This window comes from Prevotella sp. kh1p2, assembly GCF_900111525.1.
GTDB lineage: Bacteria > Bacteroidota > Bacteroidia > Bacteroidales > Bacteroidaceae > Prevotella.
Genome location: NZ_FOHY01000007.1, coordinates 50645 through 70159, shown reverse-complemented (window position 1 = coordinate 70159; position 19515 = coordinate 50645). Strand labels below are relative to the sequence as shown.

The 19515-nt window shown below is 52.7% G+C and carries 16 protein-coding genes and 1 pseudogene; 9 read left to right on the top strand and 8 right to left on the bottom strand.

Features of this window, described 5'->3' with window-relative positions; genetic code table 11:
* The 6 genes and pseudogenes from BMW31_RS05665 to BMW31_RS05640 all read left to right on the top strand — a co-directional run.
* Nucleotides 1–1053: a BT_3044 domain-containing protein gene (locus BMW31_RS05665; RefSeq protein WP_091822303.1), complete on the top strand. Its 1053-nt coding sequence runs from the start codon at nucleotides 1–3 to the stop codon at nucleotides 1051–1053.
* 29 nt (nucleotides 1054–1082) lie between these two features.
* Nucleotides 1083–2888 (top strand): BACON domain-containing protein, encoded by a 1806-nt coding sequence (locus BMW31_RS05660; RefSeq protein ID WP_091822298.1) that lies wholly within the window; start codon nucleotides 1083–1085, stop codon nucleotides 2886–2888.
* A 408-nt stretch (nucleotides 2889–3296) separates the two neighbouring features.
* The gene (locus BMW31_RS05655) at nucleotides 3297–4307 is read left to right on the top strand and encodes a family 43 glycosylhydrolase (RefSeq protein WP_091822295.1); all 1011 of its coding nucleotides are present in this window, start codon (nucleotides 3297–3299) and stop codon (nucleotides 4305–4307) included.
* 161 nt (nucleotides 4308–4468) lie between these two features.
* On the top strand, nucleotides 4469–5776 hold the full coding sequence (gene eno, locus BMW31_RS05650) for a phosphopyruvate hydratase (protein ID WP_091822292.1): 1308 nt from the start codon (nucleotides 4469–4471) through the stop codon (nucleotides 5774–5776).
* Between the two features lie 249 nt (nucleotides 5777–6025).
* The gene (locus tag BMW31_RS05645; protein WP_255404844.1) at nucleotides 6026–7330 is read left to right on the top strand and encodes a TolC family protein; all 1305 of its coding nucleotides are present in this window, start codon (nucleotides 6026–6028) and stop codon (nucleotides 7328–7330) included.
* Nucleotides 7331–7509: 179 nt separating this feature from the next.
* A pseudogene (locus BMW31_RS05640) lies at nucleotides 7510–8307 on the top strand (efflux RND transporter periplasmic adaptor subunit); the annotation flags it as partial.
* A 146-nt stretch (nucleotides 8308–8453) separates the two neighbouring features.
* Here BMW31_RS05640 and BMW31_RS05635 read toward each other — a convergent pair.
* The 3 genes from BMW31_RS05635 to BMW31_RS05625 all read right to left on the bottom strand — a co-directional run bounded on the left by BMW31_RS05635 (nucleotide 8454) and on the right by BMW31_RS05625 (nucleotide 10253).
* Nucleotides 8454–9095, bottom strand: a complete 642-nt coding sequence (locus BMW31_RS05635; protein WP_091822286.1) for a thymidylate synthase — start codon at nucleotides 9093–9095, stop codon at nucleotides 8454–8456.
* 18 nt (nucleotides 9096–9113) lie between these two features.
* The gene (locus tag BMW31_RS05630) at nucleotides 9114–9944 is read right to left on the bottom strand and encodes a DNA adenine methylase (RefSeq protein ID WP_091822282.1); all 831 of its coding nucleotides are present in this window, start codon (nucleotides 9942–9944) and stop codon (nucleotides 9114–9116) included.
* 66 nt (nucleotides 9945–10010) lie between these two features.
* On the bottom strand, nucleotides 10011–10253 hold the full coding sequence (locus tag BMW31_RS05625) for a hypothetical protein (RefSeq protein WP_028897523.1): 243 nt from the start codon (nucleotides 10251–10253) through the stop codon (nucleotides 10011–10013).
* A 248-nt stretch (nucleotides 10254–10501) separates the two neighbouring features.
* Here BMW31_RS05625 and BMW31_RS05620 point away from each other — a divergent pair, with 248 nt between their 5' ends.
* On the top strand, nucleotides 10502–11503 hold the full coding sequence (locus BMW31_RS05620; protein ID WP_091822505.1) for a tyrosine-type recombinase/integrase: 1002 nt from the start codon (nucleotides 10502–10504) through the stop codon (nucleotides 11501–11503).
* Nucleotides 11504–12090: 587 nt separating this feature from the next.
* Here BMW31_RS05620 and BMW31_RS05615 read toward each other — a convergent pair.
* Nucleotides 12091–12495: a leucine-rich repeat protein gene (locus tag BMW31_RS05615; protein WP_177166277.1), complete on the bottom strand. Its 405-nt coding sequence runs from the start codon at nucleotides 12493–12495 to the stop codon at nucleotides 12091–12093.
* Between the two features lie 138 nt (nucleotides 12496–12633).
* Here BMW31_RS05615 and BMW31_RS05610 point away from each other — a divergent pair, with 138 nt between their 5' ends.
* Together BMW31_RS05610 and BMW31_RS13270 are read left to right on the top strand one after the other, a co-directional pair.
* Nucleotides 12634–13050, top strand: a complete 417-nt coding sequence (locus BMW31_RS05610; protein WP_143049156.1) for a leucine-rich repeat protein — start codon at nucleotides 12634–12636, stop codon at nucleotides 13048–13050.
* A 5-nt stretch (nucleotides 13051–13055) separates the two neighbouring features.
* The gene (locus tag BMW31_RS13270) at nucleotides 13056–13586 is read left to right on the top strand and encodes a hypothetical protein (protein WP_143049155.1); all 531 of its coding nucleotides are present in this window, start codon (nucleotides 13056–13058) and stop codon (nucleotides 13584–13586) included.
* Nucleotides 13587–13663: 77 nt separating this feature from the next.
* Here the strand turns inward: BMW31_RS13270 and BMW31_RS05600 are convergent, their stop codons facing one another.
* From BMW31_RS05600 to BMW31_RS05585, 4 genes are read right to left on the bottom strand one after another with little or no spacing between them, the layout of a single operon-like run.
* On the bottom strand, nucleotides 13664–15688 hold the full coding sequence (locus BMW31_RS05600; protein WP_255404838.1) for a hypothetical protein: 2025 nt from the start codon (nucleotides 15686–15688) through the stop codon (nucleotides 13664–13666).
* A gap of 15 nt (nucleotides 15689–15703) precedes the next feature.
* Nucleotides 15704–19012 carry a hypothetical protein gene (locus tag BMW31_RS05595; protein ID WP_255404837.1) on the bottom strand — a complete coding sequence of 1103 codons (3309 nt, stop codon included), beginning with the start codon at nucleotides 19010–19012 and terminating at the stop codon, nucleotides 15704–15706.
* Between the two features lie 3 nt (nucleotides 19013–19015).
* Nucleotides 19016–19249, bottom strand: a complete 234-nt coding sequence (locus BMW31_RS05590) for a hypothetical protein (RefSeq protein WP_091822269.1) — start codon at nucleotides 19247–19249, stop codon at nucleotides 19016–19018.
* Nucleotides 19212–19511, bottom strand: coding sequence for a hypothetical protein (locus tag BMW31_RS05585; protein ID WP_091822265.1), 300 nt, complete (start codon nucleotides 19509–19511; stop codon nucleotides 19212–19214). Before BMW31_RS05585 ends, BMW31_RS05590 begins: the two co-directional genes overlap by 38 nt.
* Nucleotides 19512–19515 lie beyond the last annotated feature (4 nt).

Sequence of the window (19515 nt, the reverse complement as noted above, 5' to 3'; positions counted from 1 at the left end):
ATGAAGATTTATAAATTGCCATTATATTTGATTGCCGCCTGCTCCGTTTTGGCTGCGTGCGACAGTTATGACTTCGAACAGGAGCAGTACCGCAAGGAAATCAACCTCCTGCAAAACAGCGAGGGCGTGTACGACAGGCAGGTAGTAGACATGCTGGCCGAGGACAGCGAGGATGGTGCCATCATCTATCTGGTGGCCGGACTCAGCGGTTCGCAGCCCTCTACGCAGGATTATCCCGTGGCTCTGCTCAGTTCCGATTCGCTTTTCAATGCCTATAACAAGTCCAACTTCGATATAGAGCAGTCGCGTTATGCCAGGTTGCTGCCCCGGGAATGCTACGAGGAGCCCAGCCTGACCATGAGTATAAAGGCCGGCGAGTCGCAGGTCAAGTTCCCCTTTAAGCTGAAGAACCTAAGCCGCCTCTCGCCCGACAGCACCTACATGCTCGACTATGAGATTGACCGTGCCCACAGTGCAGCCTGCAATCCCAACAAGTGCCACGTGCTGTTGCGCATCCACTGGCAAAACGAGTTCGGCTCCACTGCTAACCCTATGGACTATTCGTACAACAGCGCACAGGTGGTTACGCCTGCCACAACGCCCGGCGGAACGGCCATGGTACGCCGTCCTACCCATACGCTGCGGGCTTTCCCCATAGGCAAGAATGCCGTTCGCTTCATGGCGGGCGATGAGACGTACGATGATTACAGCAAGGCTCTCGACATCATCAACCAGCGCAGCATCGTCATCGAGGTAGGAGAAAAGAAGCCGCAGAACCCCAATGCCCGCGACATCGTTATCCGTCCGTACCGTGCAGACGAAATGGAAGTAGTCATGCAGACGCCGCTGGGCGAGTACGACAACACCTTCTTGCTCAACGAAATCGTTGGAGTGGGCGGCGGCAGCGCCACCTATTACAAGGAATTCAGGGTGCGCTACAAGTACCGCCTGCTCAAGGAGAAGCAGAGCGACGGCAGCTTTGCCCCCGGTCCCTTTAAGGAGGTGCAGGCCAAACTGCGCTATCAGTACAATCCGAGAGCCGACCAGCTTTAATATTATCATTCCTTTAAACCAAAGAAAGTATGAAAATGAAATTATCATTCATGGCAATCGTGCTGGGCGTGGGAGCCTTGGCCGGCTTCACGGCCTGCTCTCCCGACTACGAGACCGACTTTACCCGCTCTGTTCTTGAGGTTCCGCACAGCAGCCAGGCCACGATAGTTTTCCCCTTGGCGGGCGGCCAGCACGAGATTGAGGTAGAGTCTAATCTGCCTGTGAGCGATTGGACGGCAACGGCGAATGCCGACTGGTGCGAGGTTTCCAAGACCGACGGCAAGGTTAATGTGACTGCCGGAGCCTACGACGGCTATACCAAACGCCAGGCTGTGGTAACCGTTGCCTATGGCCATCAGGCGTATGACATCCTTGTGATACAGATGGGCAAGGAAGCCAACCTCGACATTCTGGAGGAGGGCGGCTTCTTCAAGAGAAAAACGGGCATGTTCGGCTACATCTCCGGTGGTGCCACCGAGTGCATTGTCCCCATGCTGACAAACCTGAACGTAGACCACGTACAGATACCCGATACCTGTAACTGGGTACACTACACGCCGCAGACACTGACGGCCGACGAGAACAACCGCACGAACCTGAAGCTGGATGTAGACAAGAATACAACCAACCAGAGGCGCTATTGCACCGTCATCCTGCAGTCGTCTTCTAACTACGACCTGCCTTGCCAGTTCGTTATCGTGCAGGAGAAGATAGGCTACACCGTCGTTCCTCTGTACGGCAAGGACGAGTACACGGTAGAAGATGGCGGCGATAAGCTGCTTGTTCACTTTACCGAGGAGATACCGAGCAACGGCTACACGGCCGAGGTATCGGCCGATGCACAGGCCTGGCTTACGCTCGAAACATCCGGCACAACCGTATATGGCGGCGAAGTTGCGGCCGTAGTGGCACCCAACGAGGTTCAAACCCCGCGTACCGGTACCATTACGCTCACCAGCAGGAACGACCCCTCAAAGCAGCTTGTGCTCACTGTTAAGCAAAAGCAGTTCGTGCCCGTTCCGCCTTTCAACGTGGTAGACCTCAAGACAACGGCCGGCAACGGAAACATTACCGTAAGCTGGCAGAAGCCCGAGAAGGTAAACTACGCAAAGGTTGTGGTAACCTGCCACAATGCCATGCTCAACACGACCGAGACCAAGACCATTACCAATAAGGACCAGCTGTCCGTTGTCTTCAACAATACCTACCAGTTCGCAGGCAACTACGAGTTCACTGTTAAGACCTACGGCCTTACCGGACTTGAGACCAACGAGCCCAAGACCATTACAGGCGTATCGCTGCCTTGGTCGGAGAAGGTTGAGTTTAACCTCACGGCAGGCATGATAACGTCAAATGCGGTCCAGACGGATGATGGTGGCGGCATACCCGCTCTGGTCGACAAGAATGTGAACACCTACTTCCACAGCTTGTGGGGTTCCAACAGCGACGACAACAAACCTCACCGTCTGCAGTTCAACCTCGGCAGGACAATTGCCCGCACCTTCTACTTCGACTACGACGGACGTAACGGCGGCAATGGCAATGGCGACATTAAGTCGGTCAAGATATATGGCAGCCAGTCGGGTGTTCCTAACGATGCAGCATGGGAGTTGCTTGGAACAATAGACTACGACCTGCCGGCCGGCCGCGGACAGCGTGCCACCGCCAAGTCGTACATAACGGCTTCGAAGGACTACGAGTTCCTGCGCTTCGTTCCGGCATCGCGCCGCGACCGCGTGTTCTCCAACGACGGAAGCTCCAGCAACTGGTGGAACATGGGCGAGCTCCATCTCTACGAGGTACACGACGAGGCCTGGAAGCAGGCTCACATGTAGCCCCGCTGCCTGCCGGCAGCATCCGGGTGGGCCCTTGATGGGCCCGATGCGGGAACCGTCGGCAGGCTTCTGACAGAAGAATCCCCTGTATTGGCTGAATGAAACAGCCGATGCAGGGGATTTTCTTTGCCCTCGTCCGAGCGCCTGCCGTACCGGTGCGGAGCGGCTCCGGCATCCGTTGCGCAAGGGCGCTGCACCCGTGGCCTTTCCGCGGAACTATGCTTCAAGCCTCTTGATGGTGCCCTTCAAGGCCCTTGAAGGTATGCTTTGGGAGGCTTGAACGGCACATGCAGCGCCGGCGCCCTGCAGCAGGGCTTTGGCGAGAGGGCTGCCAACTTTTTGGCATTTGATGGTAGTATGTGGCTGTTTTTTTGTATATTTGCCCTTGAAACATAAAAACGAACAAAGATGAAACAAACCATTCTCACCTCACTTGCATCGGTGCTGATGCTCTCGGCCTGTGCTACGGGCTCCCAGACGGAGAGCCCCGAGCCTCCCGCCGTGCTCACCTTCAACAACCCCATTATCAAAACCAGCCTGCCGGACCCCACCGTCGTGCGCGCTCCCGACGGCCACTTCTACCTCTATGCCACCGAGGATGTGCACAATGTGCCCATCTATCGCTCGGATGACCTGGTGAACTGGACCTATCAGGGCACCGCCTTTACCGACGAGACGCGCCCCAAGATGGTTCCCGGTGGCGGCATCTGGGCACCCGACATCAATCGAGCCGACGGCCAGTACCTGCTCTACTACTCCAAATCGGAGTGGGGCGGAGAGTGGGATTGCGGCATAGGAGTGGCCACGGCGGCAGCTCCAACGGGCCCGTTCACGGACAGGGGCAAGCTCTTCATCAGCAAGGAGATTGGCATCCAGAACTGTATAGACCCCTTCTACATCGAAGACGGCGGCCACAAGTACCTCTTCTGGGGCAGCTTCCACGGCATCTATGGGGTCGAACTCACGCCCTCCGGCCTCGCCCTCTACCCCGGCGCCAAGCCCGTGCAGATAGCGGGCAACCAGATGGAAGCCACCTACATACACAAACGGGACGGGTATTACTACCTCTTCGGCTCTGCTGGCGCCTGCTGCAACGGTGCCAACAGCGACTATCGCATCATCTGCGGGCGCTCCTCCAACCTGTTCGGTCCTTACCTGACGCGCTCGGGCAAGCGCATGCTCGACGGCGAGAGCGACCTGTTGCTGCAAGGTAACGACAGGGTGGCAGGCCCCGGTCACAATGCTGAATTCGTGACCGACGACGCCGGACAGGACTGGATTATCTACCACGGATACCGCCGCGACGACCCCGACATGGGGCGCCTGGTGTGGATGGACCGCGTAGACTGGCAGGACGGGTGGCCCGTCATGGCCGGCAGCTCGCCCTCGGGGCAGTCGGCAAAGCCGGTGTTCAAGTAGCTCCCGCGCAGTTGGCACGCTGTTTGCTGCCATGCTTCCTGCGGCCGGAAACACGCTCTAAGGTTAAATACCTATAAATAGTGGTGCCCACCCTATGAGTTTTCGGCATAGTTTGCGTAAATTTGCAGTAGATTTAGTAGTATCATATAAATAAATGCAAAATGAAGATTGAGAAGATTCATGCACGCGAGATACTCGACTCTCGCGGCAATCCCACAGTGGAAGTAGAAGTAACCCTGGAGAACGGCGTCATGGGTCGCGCCAGCGTACCGTCTGGTGCATCGACCGGAGAGAATGAGGCTCTGGAGCTGCGTGACGGCGACAAGAACCGTTTCGGCGGCAAAGGCGTGCAGAAGGCCGTGGCCAACGTGAACGACGTCATTGCTCCCGCACTCAAGGGATGCAACGTACTGGAGCAGCGCAAGATTGACTACAAGATGCTGGAACTCGACGGCACGCCCACCAAGAGCAAGCTGGGCGCCAACGCCATCTTGGGTGTAAGCCTCGCCGTTGCCCACACCGCTGCCCAGGCTCTCAACATCCCGCTGTACCGCTACATCGGCGGCGCCAACACGTACGTGCTGCCCGTGCCGATGATGAACATCATCAACGGCGGTGCCCACAGCGATGCGCCCATCGCGTTCCAGGAGTTCATGATTCGTCCTGTTGGTGCTTGCTGCGAGAAAGAGGCAGTGCGCATGGGCGCCGAGGTGTTCCACGCCCTGGCCAAGAACCTCAAGAAGCGCGGCCTCTCTACGGCTGTAGGCGATGAGGGTGGCTTCGCTCCCAAGTTCGACGGTATCGAGGATGCGTTGGACAGCATTATCCAGGCCATCAAGGATGCCGGTTACGAGCCGGGCAAGGACGTGAAGATTGCCATGGACTGCGCAGCTTCAGAGTTCGCTGTGCAGGAGAACGGACAGTGGTTCTACGACTACCGCCAGCTCAAGAACGGCATGCCGAAGGACCCCAACGGCAAGAAGCTGACCGCTGCCGAGCAGATTAAGTATCTGGAGGAGCTCATTACAAAGTATCCTATCGACTCTATCGAGGACGGTCTCGACGAGAACGACTGGGAGAACTGGGTAGAACTGACCAAGACCATCGGCGACCGCTGCCAGCTCGTAGGCGACGACCTGTTCGTTACCAACGTAAAGTTCCTGGAGAAAGGTATCAAGATGGGTGCCGCCAACTCCATCCTCATCAAGGTTAATCAGATTGGTTCACTCACCGAGACACTGGAAGCCATCGAGATGGCTCACCGTCATGGCTACACCACAGTGACCTCTCACCGCTCCGGCGAGACCGAGGACACCACGATTGCCGACATCGCCGTGGCTACCAACTCGGGCCAGATTAAGACCGGTTCCATGAGCCGTACCGACCGTATGGCCAAGTACAACCAGCTCATCCGCATCGAGGAAGAACTCGGCACCGCTGCCAGCTACGGCTACAACAAGCTCAAGTAAGCACGCGGCAACCACATACAGAACGTACGGGGAACGGCTTCAGGCCTGTTCCCCGTTTTTTGTTGGTCTGCCGATGGCATGGTGCTGCCACCGTGGTGGCATGCAGACGCGGCCTTTGCGCAAACTTTTGTTAATAATCTGTGGCTGGAATAAACTTTTTGCTGGCTCATTCAGTCAAACCTGCAAGTAGCAAAAATAATAACTCCTTATATGAATAAAGCTATTTTTATTTCGGCTTTCGCCCTGCTCATGGCAGCGGCTCCGGTAACGGCGGAAGCCAAGCAGTGGTCGCTCAGGGATTGTATCGACTACGCACTTCGGAACAACATCACCTTACGTAAAACCCAATTGCAGCGGCTCAGTGCCGTAGAAGACGTGAAGCAGAGCCAGGCAGCGCTGCTGCCGTCGCTCTCGGCATCGACGTCGCACAACGTGTCGTACAGTCCTTGGCCCGAGACGGGCAGCTACATGGTGGCCGGCAGCAAGGTGCAAACAACGGTAGACAAGGTGTACTACAACGGTTCCTACGGCGTGAGTGCCAACTGGACGGTGTGGGACGGTAACCAGAACCACAACCAGGTGAAGCTGAACAAGCTGGCAGAGCAGCAGGCCGCGCTCGACAGTGCTACCACTGCCAACACCATTCAGGAGCAGATAGCGCAGCTGTTCGTGCAGATACTCTACTCCAAGGAGGCAGTGGAGGTGAACCGGCAGACACTGGAGACCTCGAAGAAGAACGAGGAACGCGGCCAGGAGTTCCTCAAGGTGGGCAGCATGAGCAAGGCCGACGTGGCCCAACTCACGGCTCAGCGCGCTCAGGACGAATACGCCGTGGTGCAGGCAGAGAGCAATCTGCGGGAGTACAAGCGCCAACTGAAGCAGCTGCTGCAGATTACGGACGAGGAGGAGTTTGATGTCGTGGTGCCTGCAACGACCGATGAAATGGCGCTGCAGGCCGTTCCCGGCGTTGGCGCAGTGTACGAGTCGGCTCTCGCCATCAGGCCCGAGATACGCAATGCACAGCTCGGCGTGCAGACCAGTGACCTGCAAATCAAGATGGCTAAGGCCGGATGGCAGCCTACAGTGGGACTCAATGCAGGCGTGAGCACCAACACCACCTCCATGAGTGACAACGCCTGGGGCACCCAACTCAAGAATAACTTCTCCTTGGGAGCAGGCTTCACGGTGAGCATACCGCTCTTGGACCAGCGCAAGACGCGCACGGCCGTAAACAAGGCTATGCTCCAGAAGCAGAGCTATCAGCTCGATTTGCAGGACAAGCAGACAGCTCTCTATTCCACCATCGAGAACTATTGGCTGCAAGCTGTTAACAACCAGGCGCAGTTCAAGAGTGCCCGCGTGAGCACGCAGAGTGCCGAGACCAGCTATGAACTGCTGAGCGAGCAGTTCCGCCAGAACCTGAAGAACATCATCGAGCTGATGAACGGCAAGGATGCTCTGCTCAAGGCACAGCAGGCCGAGCTACAAGCAAAGTATCTGACCATTCTCAACATCGACATGCTCAAGTTCTATCAAAGCGGAACGGTCAGGTGATTTTCGGGTGTTAGGTGATGGGTGTTAGGTGATGGGTGTTAGAAGCATGCTAATCACAATTATCAATTCTCAATTATCCATTCTCAATTACAAACAATCAAGGTGATGGGTGATGGAGAGTGGCTCCGGCGCCCCAGTAAGTTAACAAAAAATGGTGCGTGACGCACTGAATGACGAATATGAAAAAGGTAAGTAAGATTTGGATAACAGTAGGGCTGGTGGCCATAGTGGCCGCTGTGGCCTGGCTTCTCTCCGGCAACAAGAAGGAAGAGGAAGTGAACTTTGTCACCGAGAAAGTGGCACTGGCCGACATACAGAACAGCATCACCGCCACGGGAACCATCGAGCCGGTAACTTCGGTCACGGTAGGTACGCAGGTGTCGGGTATCGTCAGCAAGCTGTATGTTGACTATAACAGCGTGGTAAGGAAAGGACAGGTGATAGCGGAGCTTGACAAAACCAACCTCACCAGCGAGCTCAATGCCGCCAAGGCACAGCTGGCCAGCGTGCAGAGTGCCCTCAACTACCAGCAGGCCAACTACAACCGTTACGCCACATTGTATAAAAAAGGGCTCGTGAGTGGCAACGACTACGAGCAGGCTCGCCTCTCCTACCAGCAGGCGCGGCAGCAAGTAGCGTCGGCAAAGGAGAGCGTTCAGCGGGCTCAAACTAACCTTGGATATGCCACCATCACCTCGCCCATAGACGGCGTGGTGCTCTCCAAGAGCGTAGAAGAGGGCCAGACGGTGGCTGCCAGCTTCAGTACACCGGAACTGTTCACCATTGCCCGCGACCTTACCAACATGCAGGTAGTGGCCGATGTGGATGAGGCTGACATCGGCAACGTGGCCAAGGGCGAGCGCGTGAGCTTCACCGTAGACGCTTATCCCGACGATGTATTCTCCGGAACGGTAACCCAGGTGCGCCAGGAAGCTACCACTACGAACAATGTGGTGACGTACGAAGTGGTTATCAACTATAATCCGCAAAACGAAGCGTTCCGAAAAAATAAAACGAAGCGTTCTGCCTCGTAAAACGAAATGTTCTTTTTTAGGTTCCCCCCTCCCAATAAAAAAACGCCTCAGATTTTCCTGAGGCGTTTCTTATTTCTTATCATTCTATTTCAGACATTCAAGTCAAACTTCACACTCTCATCACCTTCAAGCAGCAGCCTTGTTCTCTCCAAATTATTCTCGTATATGTGTACGTTTCCGAGATTCAGAGTTATGTTTTTCAGTGGCAGGTCTATCTGCCGCGCCATAAGATAAAGGTGGTATATATCGGCCGGTAGTCCAAGGTTTGCATCACTGCTGCGCTGGTAGGCCGACAGAACAAGTTCTCCGTCATCAATTTGGAATTGTACCAGGCTGAGGCACGGAGCCTGATTGCTTTCCGCTCCTGTTTCACCGAGGAACAGCACATAATTCTTCGAGTTGCGCTTCTCGCGGTTTATCCTCGCTAACAAAGGCGGCAGTTTCTCAAAGTAAGTCGGATAACTATTGACGAGCACGGAACCGCAATAGTCCCACCAGTTGATACCTGCCTCGCGGTATCTCTCCACCTGCCGCTCACCCTTCATGAAGAGTTGTAGTTCATTCCTCAACTTCTTCCTGGCTATGCCGTGGCTCTCGAAAATGTCGAGCAGGTCGGCCGGCGACAATGAAAGTTGCTCGTTAAGCAAGTAGCGGATGTTGCCTTTCTTGTTGGTCTGGGTCTTTCCTTGTTCCAGAATTTTGTCCAGTATCTGATAGTATTTATCGTTCAAACGGTATTAGAATGTTATTCAAGCGGCATCCGTATAAAGCATGATGTCCGTATAGGACGAACTGTAATTCATGTGGGCGTTGAACTCCCTGCGGTGGCAGTTCCTGAACGGGTCGCCGAGGTTTGGGTGTCTGCCCATCCAATCACACAACTCTATGATAGAGGACTTGTTCGAGGTGAAGTAGATGAAGCGGTGGCCGGAGAGGACTGTCAGCACATCGAGGTAATCGGACAGTTTCCAGTACATTCTGTAGGTCTTGCTGCCCGTACTCAGATAGGGTGGATCGACGAGGAACACCACGCCCGGCACGTCCTTGTAACGCTCAAACACCTCCTTGTAATCACAGGAGGTAATGGTCAGTCCATCAAGATAGTCGTCGCAAGGTGGATAATCCACTCCCTTGATGTTGTTATATAAGGTCTCCTTCTCCAAGTCTGTATACTCGGTGGCATACTTCATCGAAAACAGAATGGATGAGGACAGCGTGATGTAGTCAACATATCCGCGCTCCCGCTCATGCCTGCGGATACACGACAGCACCTGCTTACGCTGCTCTCCCATGATGGCCTTGTGTCGCGGAACGTCCACTATTGCACGCAGTTCAGCAAGCAGGGCATTCGTCTGGGGTAAGGCTTCCAGCCGTTTACGATAGCCGTCAAAATCATTATATACAACGGTGGAGTTCGGCTTCTGGCACTTGGCGATATGGGACAGCAGCCCGCTGCCGCCGAACAAGTCCACGAAAGTCGTACCGTCAGGGAACTGCCGGAGCACCTTGATGTACTCCTTGGCAAACATCCGCTTCTGTCCCTGGAATGGAAGCGGTGCCGAAAGGTATTGTTTTCTCATTGTCGCACTTATTTGGTACGGCAAAGGTCGCCATATTCGATGAGGCAGAAGAACATTTACACCGAATCACACTGCAAGCGGCTTGCAGTCGCTTTGAAACCGTTTGATAAGCATATACACCTTGCGCTCGCTCACCGCATACTTATCCGACAGCCGGGCCACGATATACGACACTTTCTCACCGTGTTCCAGCAGCGTGGTATAATCTGTATATAAGTCCACAAACTCCTCGTCTTCCAGACGAATTCCCGCTGTTTTGAGCCTTTTTATCAGCTCCCTGTTAAATTTCAAGACCTCTATTATCTTCATTATCACAAAATTTTGTATCTTTGCATTGTCTCACTTATTATAGCGCATCATGCGCACACTAAAAAAGACCACATGAGCGGTCGAAGGGTATATTGCCCCCGGCTGCGCTCATGTGGCGTTTTGTGTTATATAGTAAGTGAGACGACTATTTTAACAGGCCGGGGGCTTTTTATATTTTCTATCCTGCAGCCTGCTAACAGATGCAAAGATACGAAATTTTGGGCAGGTTGCATTCCAAAATTCGCGAAATGAATATCAGAGAGCTTCTACAAGACCTTACAATACAGCTACGTGGTCACAATGCGTTAATTCAGATACAGATAGACGGACAATACATAGTCAAGAGAATAGGTGATATAAACCAGCTTGTGGATAACCCTACTATGGTATCTTGTGCTGGCAGCAGTTCTTTTCTGGACTGGATGGATAGTGAAATAGGCAAGGAAACGTTTACTTCAGGAACGATAGCCAATCACAAGGCTACATTAGCAGTTTTGAGAAAATTCAAATCAGACATGACCTTTGTTGACATCGATTACAAGTATATATGTGATTTCGACAATTTCCTCAAAGGTGAGGGCTATGCCATCAACACCATCGCCAAATTCATGAAGATATTTCGGCGATTTGTCAATTTGGCCATTGATGAGGAAATGATGACCTCGTACCCATTCCGGAAATATCATATCAAGACGGAAAACGTACAGAAGCAATCTCTGACAGAGCGTGAGCTGCATAGGATTGAGAACAAGGTCGTTGACAAAGAAATGACCGAGGAGGAGAGTAAGGTTATCAAGGGCTTTCTTTTCAGTGCTTATTCTGGGCTTCGCTTCTCTGATGTCCTCCAAATCACCAAGCAGCACATTAAGACCATATACAGGAACAAATGGGTAGTCATGCGTATGCAGAAAACTGACCACGAGGTAAGGATTCCAATCTCCAAAATGTTCAATGGGAAAGCAGTGTCAGTTATTCAGGAAAGCAAGACGACAACCGGTAAGTTGTTTCATTTGCCTTGCAATGCACGCTGTAACCTGATATTGCATCGTGTACTCAAGCGCTTTGGCATACACCGGCACATCACATTTCACTGTGCCCGACATACGTGTGCTACTATTCTGCTCAGCAAGGGTGTAAGCCTTTCTGTTATCCAGCATATACTTGGACACCAAAGCATCAAGACCACACAGGTATATTCCGCCGTGAAGGACACAACTATCAACAAGGAGATAAGGAGGGCTTTCAGATAAGGGTTCCATCGGGACTAAGTTACATAATGACAACATCGTATCGCTACGCGACTTGCGATTTTTCAATCATATAATCACGTTGGGGGCAGCCGGAAGCGTAATCGGCGGAAAGAACCTTGCGATTGTAGACGTGCCGGAAAGTGTGACATATTTGCCACGGTTCTCGTTAGGTTTTGAGCACAGTGTAATCGTCATCTTTCATTCTGTCACCCCACCCTCATATAATTGGAGCTTTTCTTCTTCAACATACCATTACGACAGATGTACGCCTACGGGATGTAAGTTCTACGTCCCAGACGAAAGCGTCGATGAGTACATAGCTGCATTTACGTCTGGGAGATACGCTTTGACATCAGGTTCTATCATTCATCCGATGAGTGAGTATCAACCTTGATACTCACTTATGGGAAGGATGTTTTTTGAAATGAATTTATTCATGTATGTATCATTCTTATACAGATCTATAGATTCGTCAGGAACATAGAGTGCTAATGTATGGAACAGGGAAGGCTGGAACATCTATTCAATCAGTGAGTTTCAGACCATGTACCCTCATGAGACAGCAAAAGACCTGCAATACTATCACATCATTTAAGCGTATATTCACTAAGAGGTTTGTAGTTCATGTTCTTCCAGTATCCACCGGCATCCTGTGCATTTTTGTACAATCCGATGCTGGTGTCCGGCACGTAAACATCCTTTATGGATGCGAACATAAACTCGCGGTAGCCGTACAGTACGGGAGGGTTGGATGCTCTGACGACCAAGCTGGCACAACTAATCTCCTGGAAGCACCGTTCCTCGATGTACATTAATGTTGACGGAAGGTCTATGACATTGACATGTGCGTACATGAAAACAGCCCTTCCCAAAGTTTTTACGCCTTCCGGGACTATCACTTTTCCATTTATTGTGACACTCATAAAACAGTCGTTGTCTATCCTGGTCAGTCCCTTGAAATATGCCAGCTCGGAAAAGGAGGAAAGTGTCAAGTCCTTGAATGCAGTCCCGATGGGATTAAAATAGTGTTTGAATGTAGTTTTAATCCCATCGGGACTGTGTTTGCCGGGAATACAAAAATACAGACATTTCCAGAATTGTCAGACGCTCTGCCAAACAACATATATAGCATGGTCGGCGCATTTTCGGGGTGTACTGGCTTGCGCCGGGTAACACTACCCGATATAAAAATGGAAACACAGGGCTTATTTTATAATTGCTCTTCATTGGAATTTGTCGTATTTCCAACTGGAGTTAATACAATAAAGTTCCACGCTTTTAACAACAATAAGGCTTTGAATTTTGTTGTATTTACCAGTTCTGAACCACCACGCTTTGAAAACACGAATATGCTCACAACTCAGAAAACTATAAAACTGTATGTACTGGATCGGAACTACGATGAGTACGCTAATACAGGATGGATAAACGATCTGTATCTCAATTATGGAGGTGACCGGCTCAGGAGGTTCAGCAGACTTGCCACCGATTATCCTGAATATTATGAGGAATGTGTTAAGCTGGTTTCCAAATATACTGGACAGTAATCCGTGTGCCTAACAATTTTTCTCATTTTAATCCCATCGGGACTATATTCAAAGGAACCGATATAGCAAAATGTAATGAGCTAAAATATTTTCCATTAATAACCGACATTCCTGATTTTGCAGGATGTAGCAAATTAACAGAAGCAAATTTTGACAACATTAAAGAATTAAATAAAGATGGGTGTTTTCAGCATACGAATATTACATATATGTATTTCCCTGCTGTCGTGAATGCACGAATGTTTTATTCGTTTATTAACGCTCATACCAGAGGTGTTCGGTTCGGCAATAATCTCAAGACCTTATATGATATTTTTGAGCTTGGAGCACCTGAATATTGCATTATAGGGTCTTTACTTCCACCAATAATGAACCGTGCCGCTTTTGTTGCAAAGAGATACTATATACCTGACTCCGTGGTTGAGAGTTACAAGACAGCTCCTGTTTGGAAGAATATAAGTGATAAAATATATCCTTTTTCTCAGTTTGCAAAAGACTTCCCTCATGAGCCAGAAAGGATGTACGAACCGTTGTAATAATTGTCTGTTCGTCACGATAGAGGATATATCCTATTACTACCTGATGCACGGCATTATTTCATCAGATATGCACATTAGAAAGATAGTAACCCTGTAGAAAATGCTATTTCTTTGGAGATGTCATCTCTTGGAAATAATTTTGAAAATTCCGATAACTTATGTATCCGGTCTTTTTTATTCTTCCAAGTTTCTTCAGTGATGTATAAATCGTACGACTCGTCCTTCACGAATATGCATGAAGGACCCTCCATACAGTTTCCAAGGCCATACAGATTCCAAGGCGTAGGATTGAGTATAACTAAATACCGTGTATTAGGAGTATATTCGAAGTCTCTCCACCCGCCTTTGTATACTGCTGGAAGAACTAAATGGTCAATAGAATCTTGAAATCGAAAGGCATAGTCTCCAGAGAATCTGCTGACACCTGGGCCAAGATACAATGGCATTAGATTTTTGTTCCAAGAAGATGGCATTATTCGGACATTTTTAAAGTAAAATAACCATGTGGGTTCTGATGGGGCCTTTATATTGTTCCAGTAATTAGTCCCGATGGAACTAACCGTTGCAGCTTCTTCCGTGGAAAGCTCGCCGTCACCGTCCTTATCCCAGTTTTCCACGCAAATACGCTTCACCTCCGGATCCTCAAAGCGAATCCACCATTTTGCGATGTTGAGCTTCAGCTTTGGGTAGTGTACCATCAGTGCATCGTATGAGTCACGATAGGCACCGGTGGTGAGGTTGATGGTGCCGTCGAGCACAGGGTACTGGTCGTTGCCGTACTGTCCCTCGGCATCTATTCCCTGGTAAGTGCCGTCCACAAGCCTTACCAGTTTGTCAAACATCGTGCCGTCGCTGAAGGTCTCGTTAAAGCCCACGCATCGCACATAGCGCAGGGCGTGGTTTGGCTGTCCCTGCTGCGCGTCGAGTATCTCCGTGAGCTTCTTTATCGGTTGCAACTGGTCGCACCCTGCAACAAAGTAGCTCATTACGTTTCCCTTGCAGTCTCTGATGTCACAGTTGTCATTCGTCAGGTTGTCGAGGTTCTTCAGCTCGATATAGCTTGCGGTCTCAGGGTACTCCACCTTCTCCAACGCTCCGCCATCGGCAAAGTGCGCCTCCGTGAGCTTTGTGCCCTTGCCAAGAAACGAGCGCAGGCGGTAGTTATTCCGCAGGTCAAGCGAGCCACCGAGCGTGGCGATGTTCTGTACGTCAATCTCCGTGAGCGATACCGTGTTGCCTAATGTGAGCGATGAGATGAGAATTTTTACCTTTGAGGCATCCGCGTCGCCGAGCTTGAGCCGTTTGAGCCGCTTGCCGATGACAGACAGCGCGCCGTTGATGACATAGCCGCTCCAGTCGCCTATGTCCAGGAGCCAGTCCGCCGACTTGATGGAGAGCTGCTGGTCGCTGGTGCCGTTGATGTCAACGGTTATCTCGCAGGGCTTGCCCGCGTCCGTCCTTGCGCCACGTATGGCCGTGGTGCCATAGCCGATGGTCGGATAGAGTTTCAGAGCCGGCGTGAGGCGCAGCACGATGGAATTGGAGCTGCCGTCCGCCTGCGCAGAGGTACGCACGGTGATAGACCCGTCGGCAGTAGTGGCATCGTAGTCGCCGAAGCTGTACTTGCTCATCATATATTGTATGCGCTTCTTCACCCATGCCCGCTCCGGCGACGAGGCGTTGCCCAGACTCTGACCCAGCGGGTCGGTGTCGTTGGCATAACGTCCCTGCAGCATAGCGAGCTTCATCTGCTCGTAGTTCTTGCCGTCCTCATTGTACAGCATGGAGGAGAAGTCACCGATGACCTGGAAGTAATACTTGTCGAAGAAAGCCATCAGCTTCTCCTGGTGCGTGCCTTTCTGAAGACCGCCAAGTTCCTCCATCTTCGACATCATGCGGCGCATCATCTGTCTCCACTCCTCCGGATAAGCCTGCTCCAGCATGTTCCAGAACACAGACTTCTCGCCGTTCCATACGGGCGTGCCGTCGTCATACACATCGTGATACTCCACCCAATAGGGCTTCTTCATCAAGCCCTGGTTGATTACCTTGAATATCGTGTCGAGGTCATCCGCCCTCCATTTCCATAAACTTGCCATACTATGAATTGTGAATTATGAATTAAAATTATAAGGATAGGTGTTCTTCGCTGCGTTGTCGGTGGCCGCCACCGTCTCGCAGAACAACGCATGGTACAGGGCATCATTGATGTCCCAATATTGGGACTGCTCTGCCCGCAGCTTCTGAATCCGAGCCTTCTTGAACAGCTCATTGAGCGCATCCATGTCGGTCGTGGCATTGAATATGCTGTCTGTCAGTCCGTACCTGTCTCCGACCAGCTGCCTCTTCAGATTAACCGTCGTAGCCCCGCTGTCGAGCGTGGAGGGGCAGAACCTGCGGTAGAGCGTGTCATAATAGTAGAGATTGAAGCGGTTGGGGTCGCCCTCCGTCGCGATCCAATACTCGATATTCGTGCTTTTCGGATTTGCGTTCAGCTCATCGAGCGTACCGTCGAAGGGTGCGATGAAGGTGCTGCACTGGTAGACGATGTTGTAGGCGGGCACATAGCTCTCAATGAGCTGCTCCGCCCTTTGCCGTGTCTCGTCCACGGTCGTTGAGCCGTCATCCTCCGGCAGGTCGGCATATCCGAGGTCCAGGCAGTTCTCCCATGACAGCTCGCTTACCTGGTACTGATATGCTTCCTCTTCGGTGTTGTAGCGTATGCGCCGTTTGTCCCACGGCACCTGAAAGAGCGTGATGCGCGGCGAGTTGTCCGAGCCTTCCAATGCCAACAGGTCGGGGAACCGGTCGGTATCATAGCCGAACGTCCTGCTGTCGCCCTTGTCCGGGCCGATGGTGTAGAGCCCGAGGAATCTGTAGCTGACAGAGCCGTCCTCGGCCGTCACCTTCTCAAAGCCCACGAAGGTCTCCTGATAGATGGAGACGCGCGCCTTGCTGTCCTGCTCTATGCCTTCGTTGGTCAGCCCCACGGCTTTCCAGAGGTCGGTGTAGGCGTTCACGCTTCCCAGCTTGTGATACTGCATCGACGAGGCGATGTTCTTCTTTGCCGTTATCTTCGATACCTTCGGCAGGTGCCTGTACAGCTCAAACTTCTTCGTTGCCGTGCTGCCGTCCTCGTAGACGATGCCCGTGTCGTCCTTGCCGCTTGCCTTCCAGTTCCAGATATAATAGAGCATGGACGAGGTTCCCTGCCCGGCCAGCTGGATATTGGTAATGGTCAGACGGTTGAGCGTGGTGCTGCCCTCCCTGGGATATATCTCCAGCGTTCCCTTGGGCTTGTAGCTTTTGCCGTACTCGTATGACGGCAACGGCTTGTCAAAGGTAAAGACGTTCACCTTGCCCTTCACTTTCTCGAAGTCCACCACGGTGCCCAGCGTGTCGTAGATGTCGTTGTCAGCTTTCTCCGCGCTCTTCTCCGGCACGGTGGCCAGGGCGTTGATATAGTCCTGGTGTATGTTGGCGGCATCCATCGCGCTGTCGTAGACACGCACGGAGTAGAGATCGATGTCGGCATCATCGGAACCTACGACAATCCTGCCCCCGTCCACGGTTTGCATCGAGTCTGTGAGGAGGTAGGCGAACTTGCGCGCCTCCACGCCGTCGATGTACAGATAGACGAGGTTCAGATAGTAGGTGTTGCCGCTGAATACGTAGGTGTACTTCTTCGGGCTGATGACCAGTGCCAGACGGATGCGCACGCCGTCGTCCGTATCAATGGCCTGCACGTCGGCATTATGCTCGCTGCGTGTGGCGAACATGATGCTTGCCGCCTTTATTTTCAGTCCGATATAACCGTCCTGGTACGGCATGTCTATCGTGATGCAGTCGCTGTCGAAGTCGGAGGAGTTGTTCACCTGATAGTCTGTCTCTATGGTCTTGCCCGTCTGCGCCGTCTCATAGGCAAAGGGGCGGTAGTCTATCACCGCCTTGCTGCCGGCTGTCAGGCGCAGCGTGCGTACCCCCTGTTCGTCTGCCACCCAGCCGTCACGGCTCCACGTCACGCCCCGCCACTCGGTAGCAACCGCTTCTCCCGTGATGAGGTTCTTCAGCACGGCATGGTCGTTGTCGCTGTTGGCGCGGTTCTTGGCGTTGAAGTAGAACACAGCCCCCGCCGTTGCCGAATAGCCCTGAGAATTGTCCACGGGGAAGTCAATGGCCTCGCGCAGGTTCGCCGTGTCGTCGGGGTGGGTGCGGAAGCCGATGCGGGCCGTGAAGTCCGAGTTGTCGAGTGTCTCCACCTCCAATGAGAGGTTGTACTGCTGACGTGTCTGCGTCAGCGTGTTGTCCGACACGCTTTCATAGACCACCTCGCCGTCCTTCTTCATGGCGATAGCGAGCGGTGTCATGACTGACTTTCCGTCATAGACCGAGTACTCCAGCACCTTGTTTTCATACCAGTTCAGCAGCTTCTCCGCCCTGTTGTTCACCACGATGAGCTTCACGTCCTCATCTTTCGCCACGGCCATGAAGTCATAGCCCACAGGATCTGTCCGCACCGTGCCGTCCTCGTTGGAGAGCCATGCGGACAGGTGGAACACGCCTGTCTTGTTCGTGAACGGCACGGTATAGGCAACCGGACTTGACGTGTAGGTCGCCGTTCCGAACTGCCGTTCATACTCTTTTTGGTAGCCCTCGCCGGTGACCCTGACATGCAGCGTCTTGGCGATGTTGCCAGAAATATAGCACGGCAGCACGATGTCGCCCTGGTAGGCTTTCCACCAGTTGAACTCCGAGATGGAGAGATAGAGTGCCGAGAGCGTGATGGAGTAGACCAGCGCAGGGGAAGTCTGCCCCGTCACCTCGCCCGTTATCTTGACCATGATGCTGTTCTGCCCCGACTCAAGATGTTTGAACACGTCCACCGTGGTCGCGGTGTTGCTCTGGCAGCGGCCGCGCGCCTTGCTCACAAAGGTTCCGTCCCCCGCCTTGGCGAATATCTCATATGTGCCCCATTCGCCCGTGTCCGAGTAGTCGGTCTGTCCCACGTCTTTGGTGCGTGAGATGAACATGAACCTTATGGGGCACTCGCCCGCCGACTTCGAAGCCGAGAGTGTGGTGGACGGCGACTGGTTCACGGCGCGCAGGTAGTAGAGCATCGTCTGCTGCTGTCCTCCGCCTTGCCCGATGCCGAGCTCGGAAAGCTTCATGGGCAGCCACTGGTCGCCGCCCCACACCAGCACGCAGGTGTCGGAGAGTAGGTTGTCCGCTTCGGTGTTCACGTTGGAGAGCTGCCCCAGCGTGGGCGGGTTCTTCGCCACGATCTTCTTGACGCGTTCCTCCTCGGTGTTCTGAGCGTCAATGAGCTCATTCACCTTATCGGGTATTTTGTTGAACTCTTCGGCGGTGAGCCGTCCGCCGGTGGCCTTTGTCTCTATGTAGAGTCTGTCTATATCCTTTGCCATATTCTATGCGAGTTTGAACGGGAATGTATAAGTAAAATGGTTGCCAGCTTCCACCTTCACGCCTCCGGTGAGCGTCAGGGCGTGCATGATAAGGTCGTGCAGATACTTGGGATACTGCTCGCCCAGCTCTTCACGCGTGGTGTCCTCCACCATGCGCACCTTGGCCAGCCGATAGCGACCACCGGCGTCCAGCTCGCTCTCACAGATTCTGAACCGTATGTGCGTCAGCTCTGCCATTGATGATGTCCTCCAGTATGGGGTTTAATGCCAGCTGAACAATTGCGGTGAAGTTCTGCTTCACCACCGCTTTCACCGCGACAGCCGTCTCCGCGTCCAGCTCGGCGCAGCCTGTCTTGTAGATGTCCAGTGCCACGCTCACCGCGGCGATACTGTTCGTCTGGTAGTACAGCACGTTGGCCATGTCTCTTGCGATGTCCACCGTCTTGGGCGTGCCGTCAATGCCCTTGATCTCCACTTCCTTAAAATTGATAGTTCTCATATTA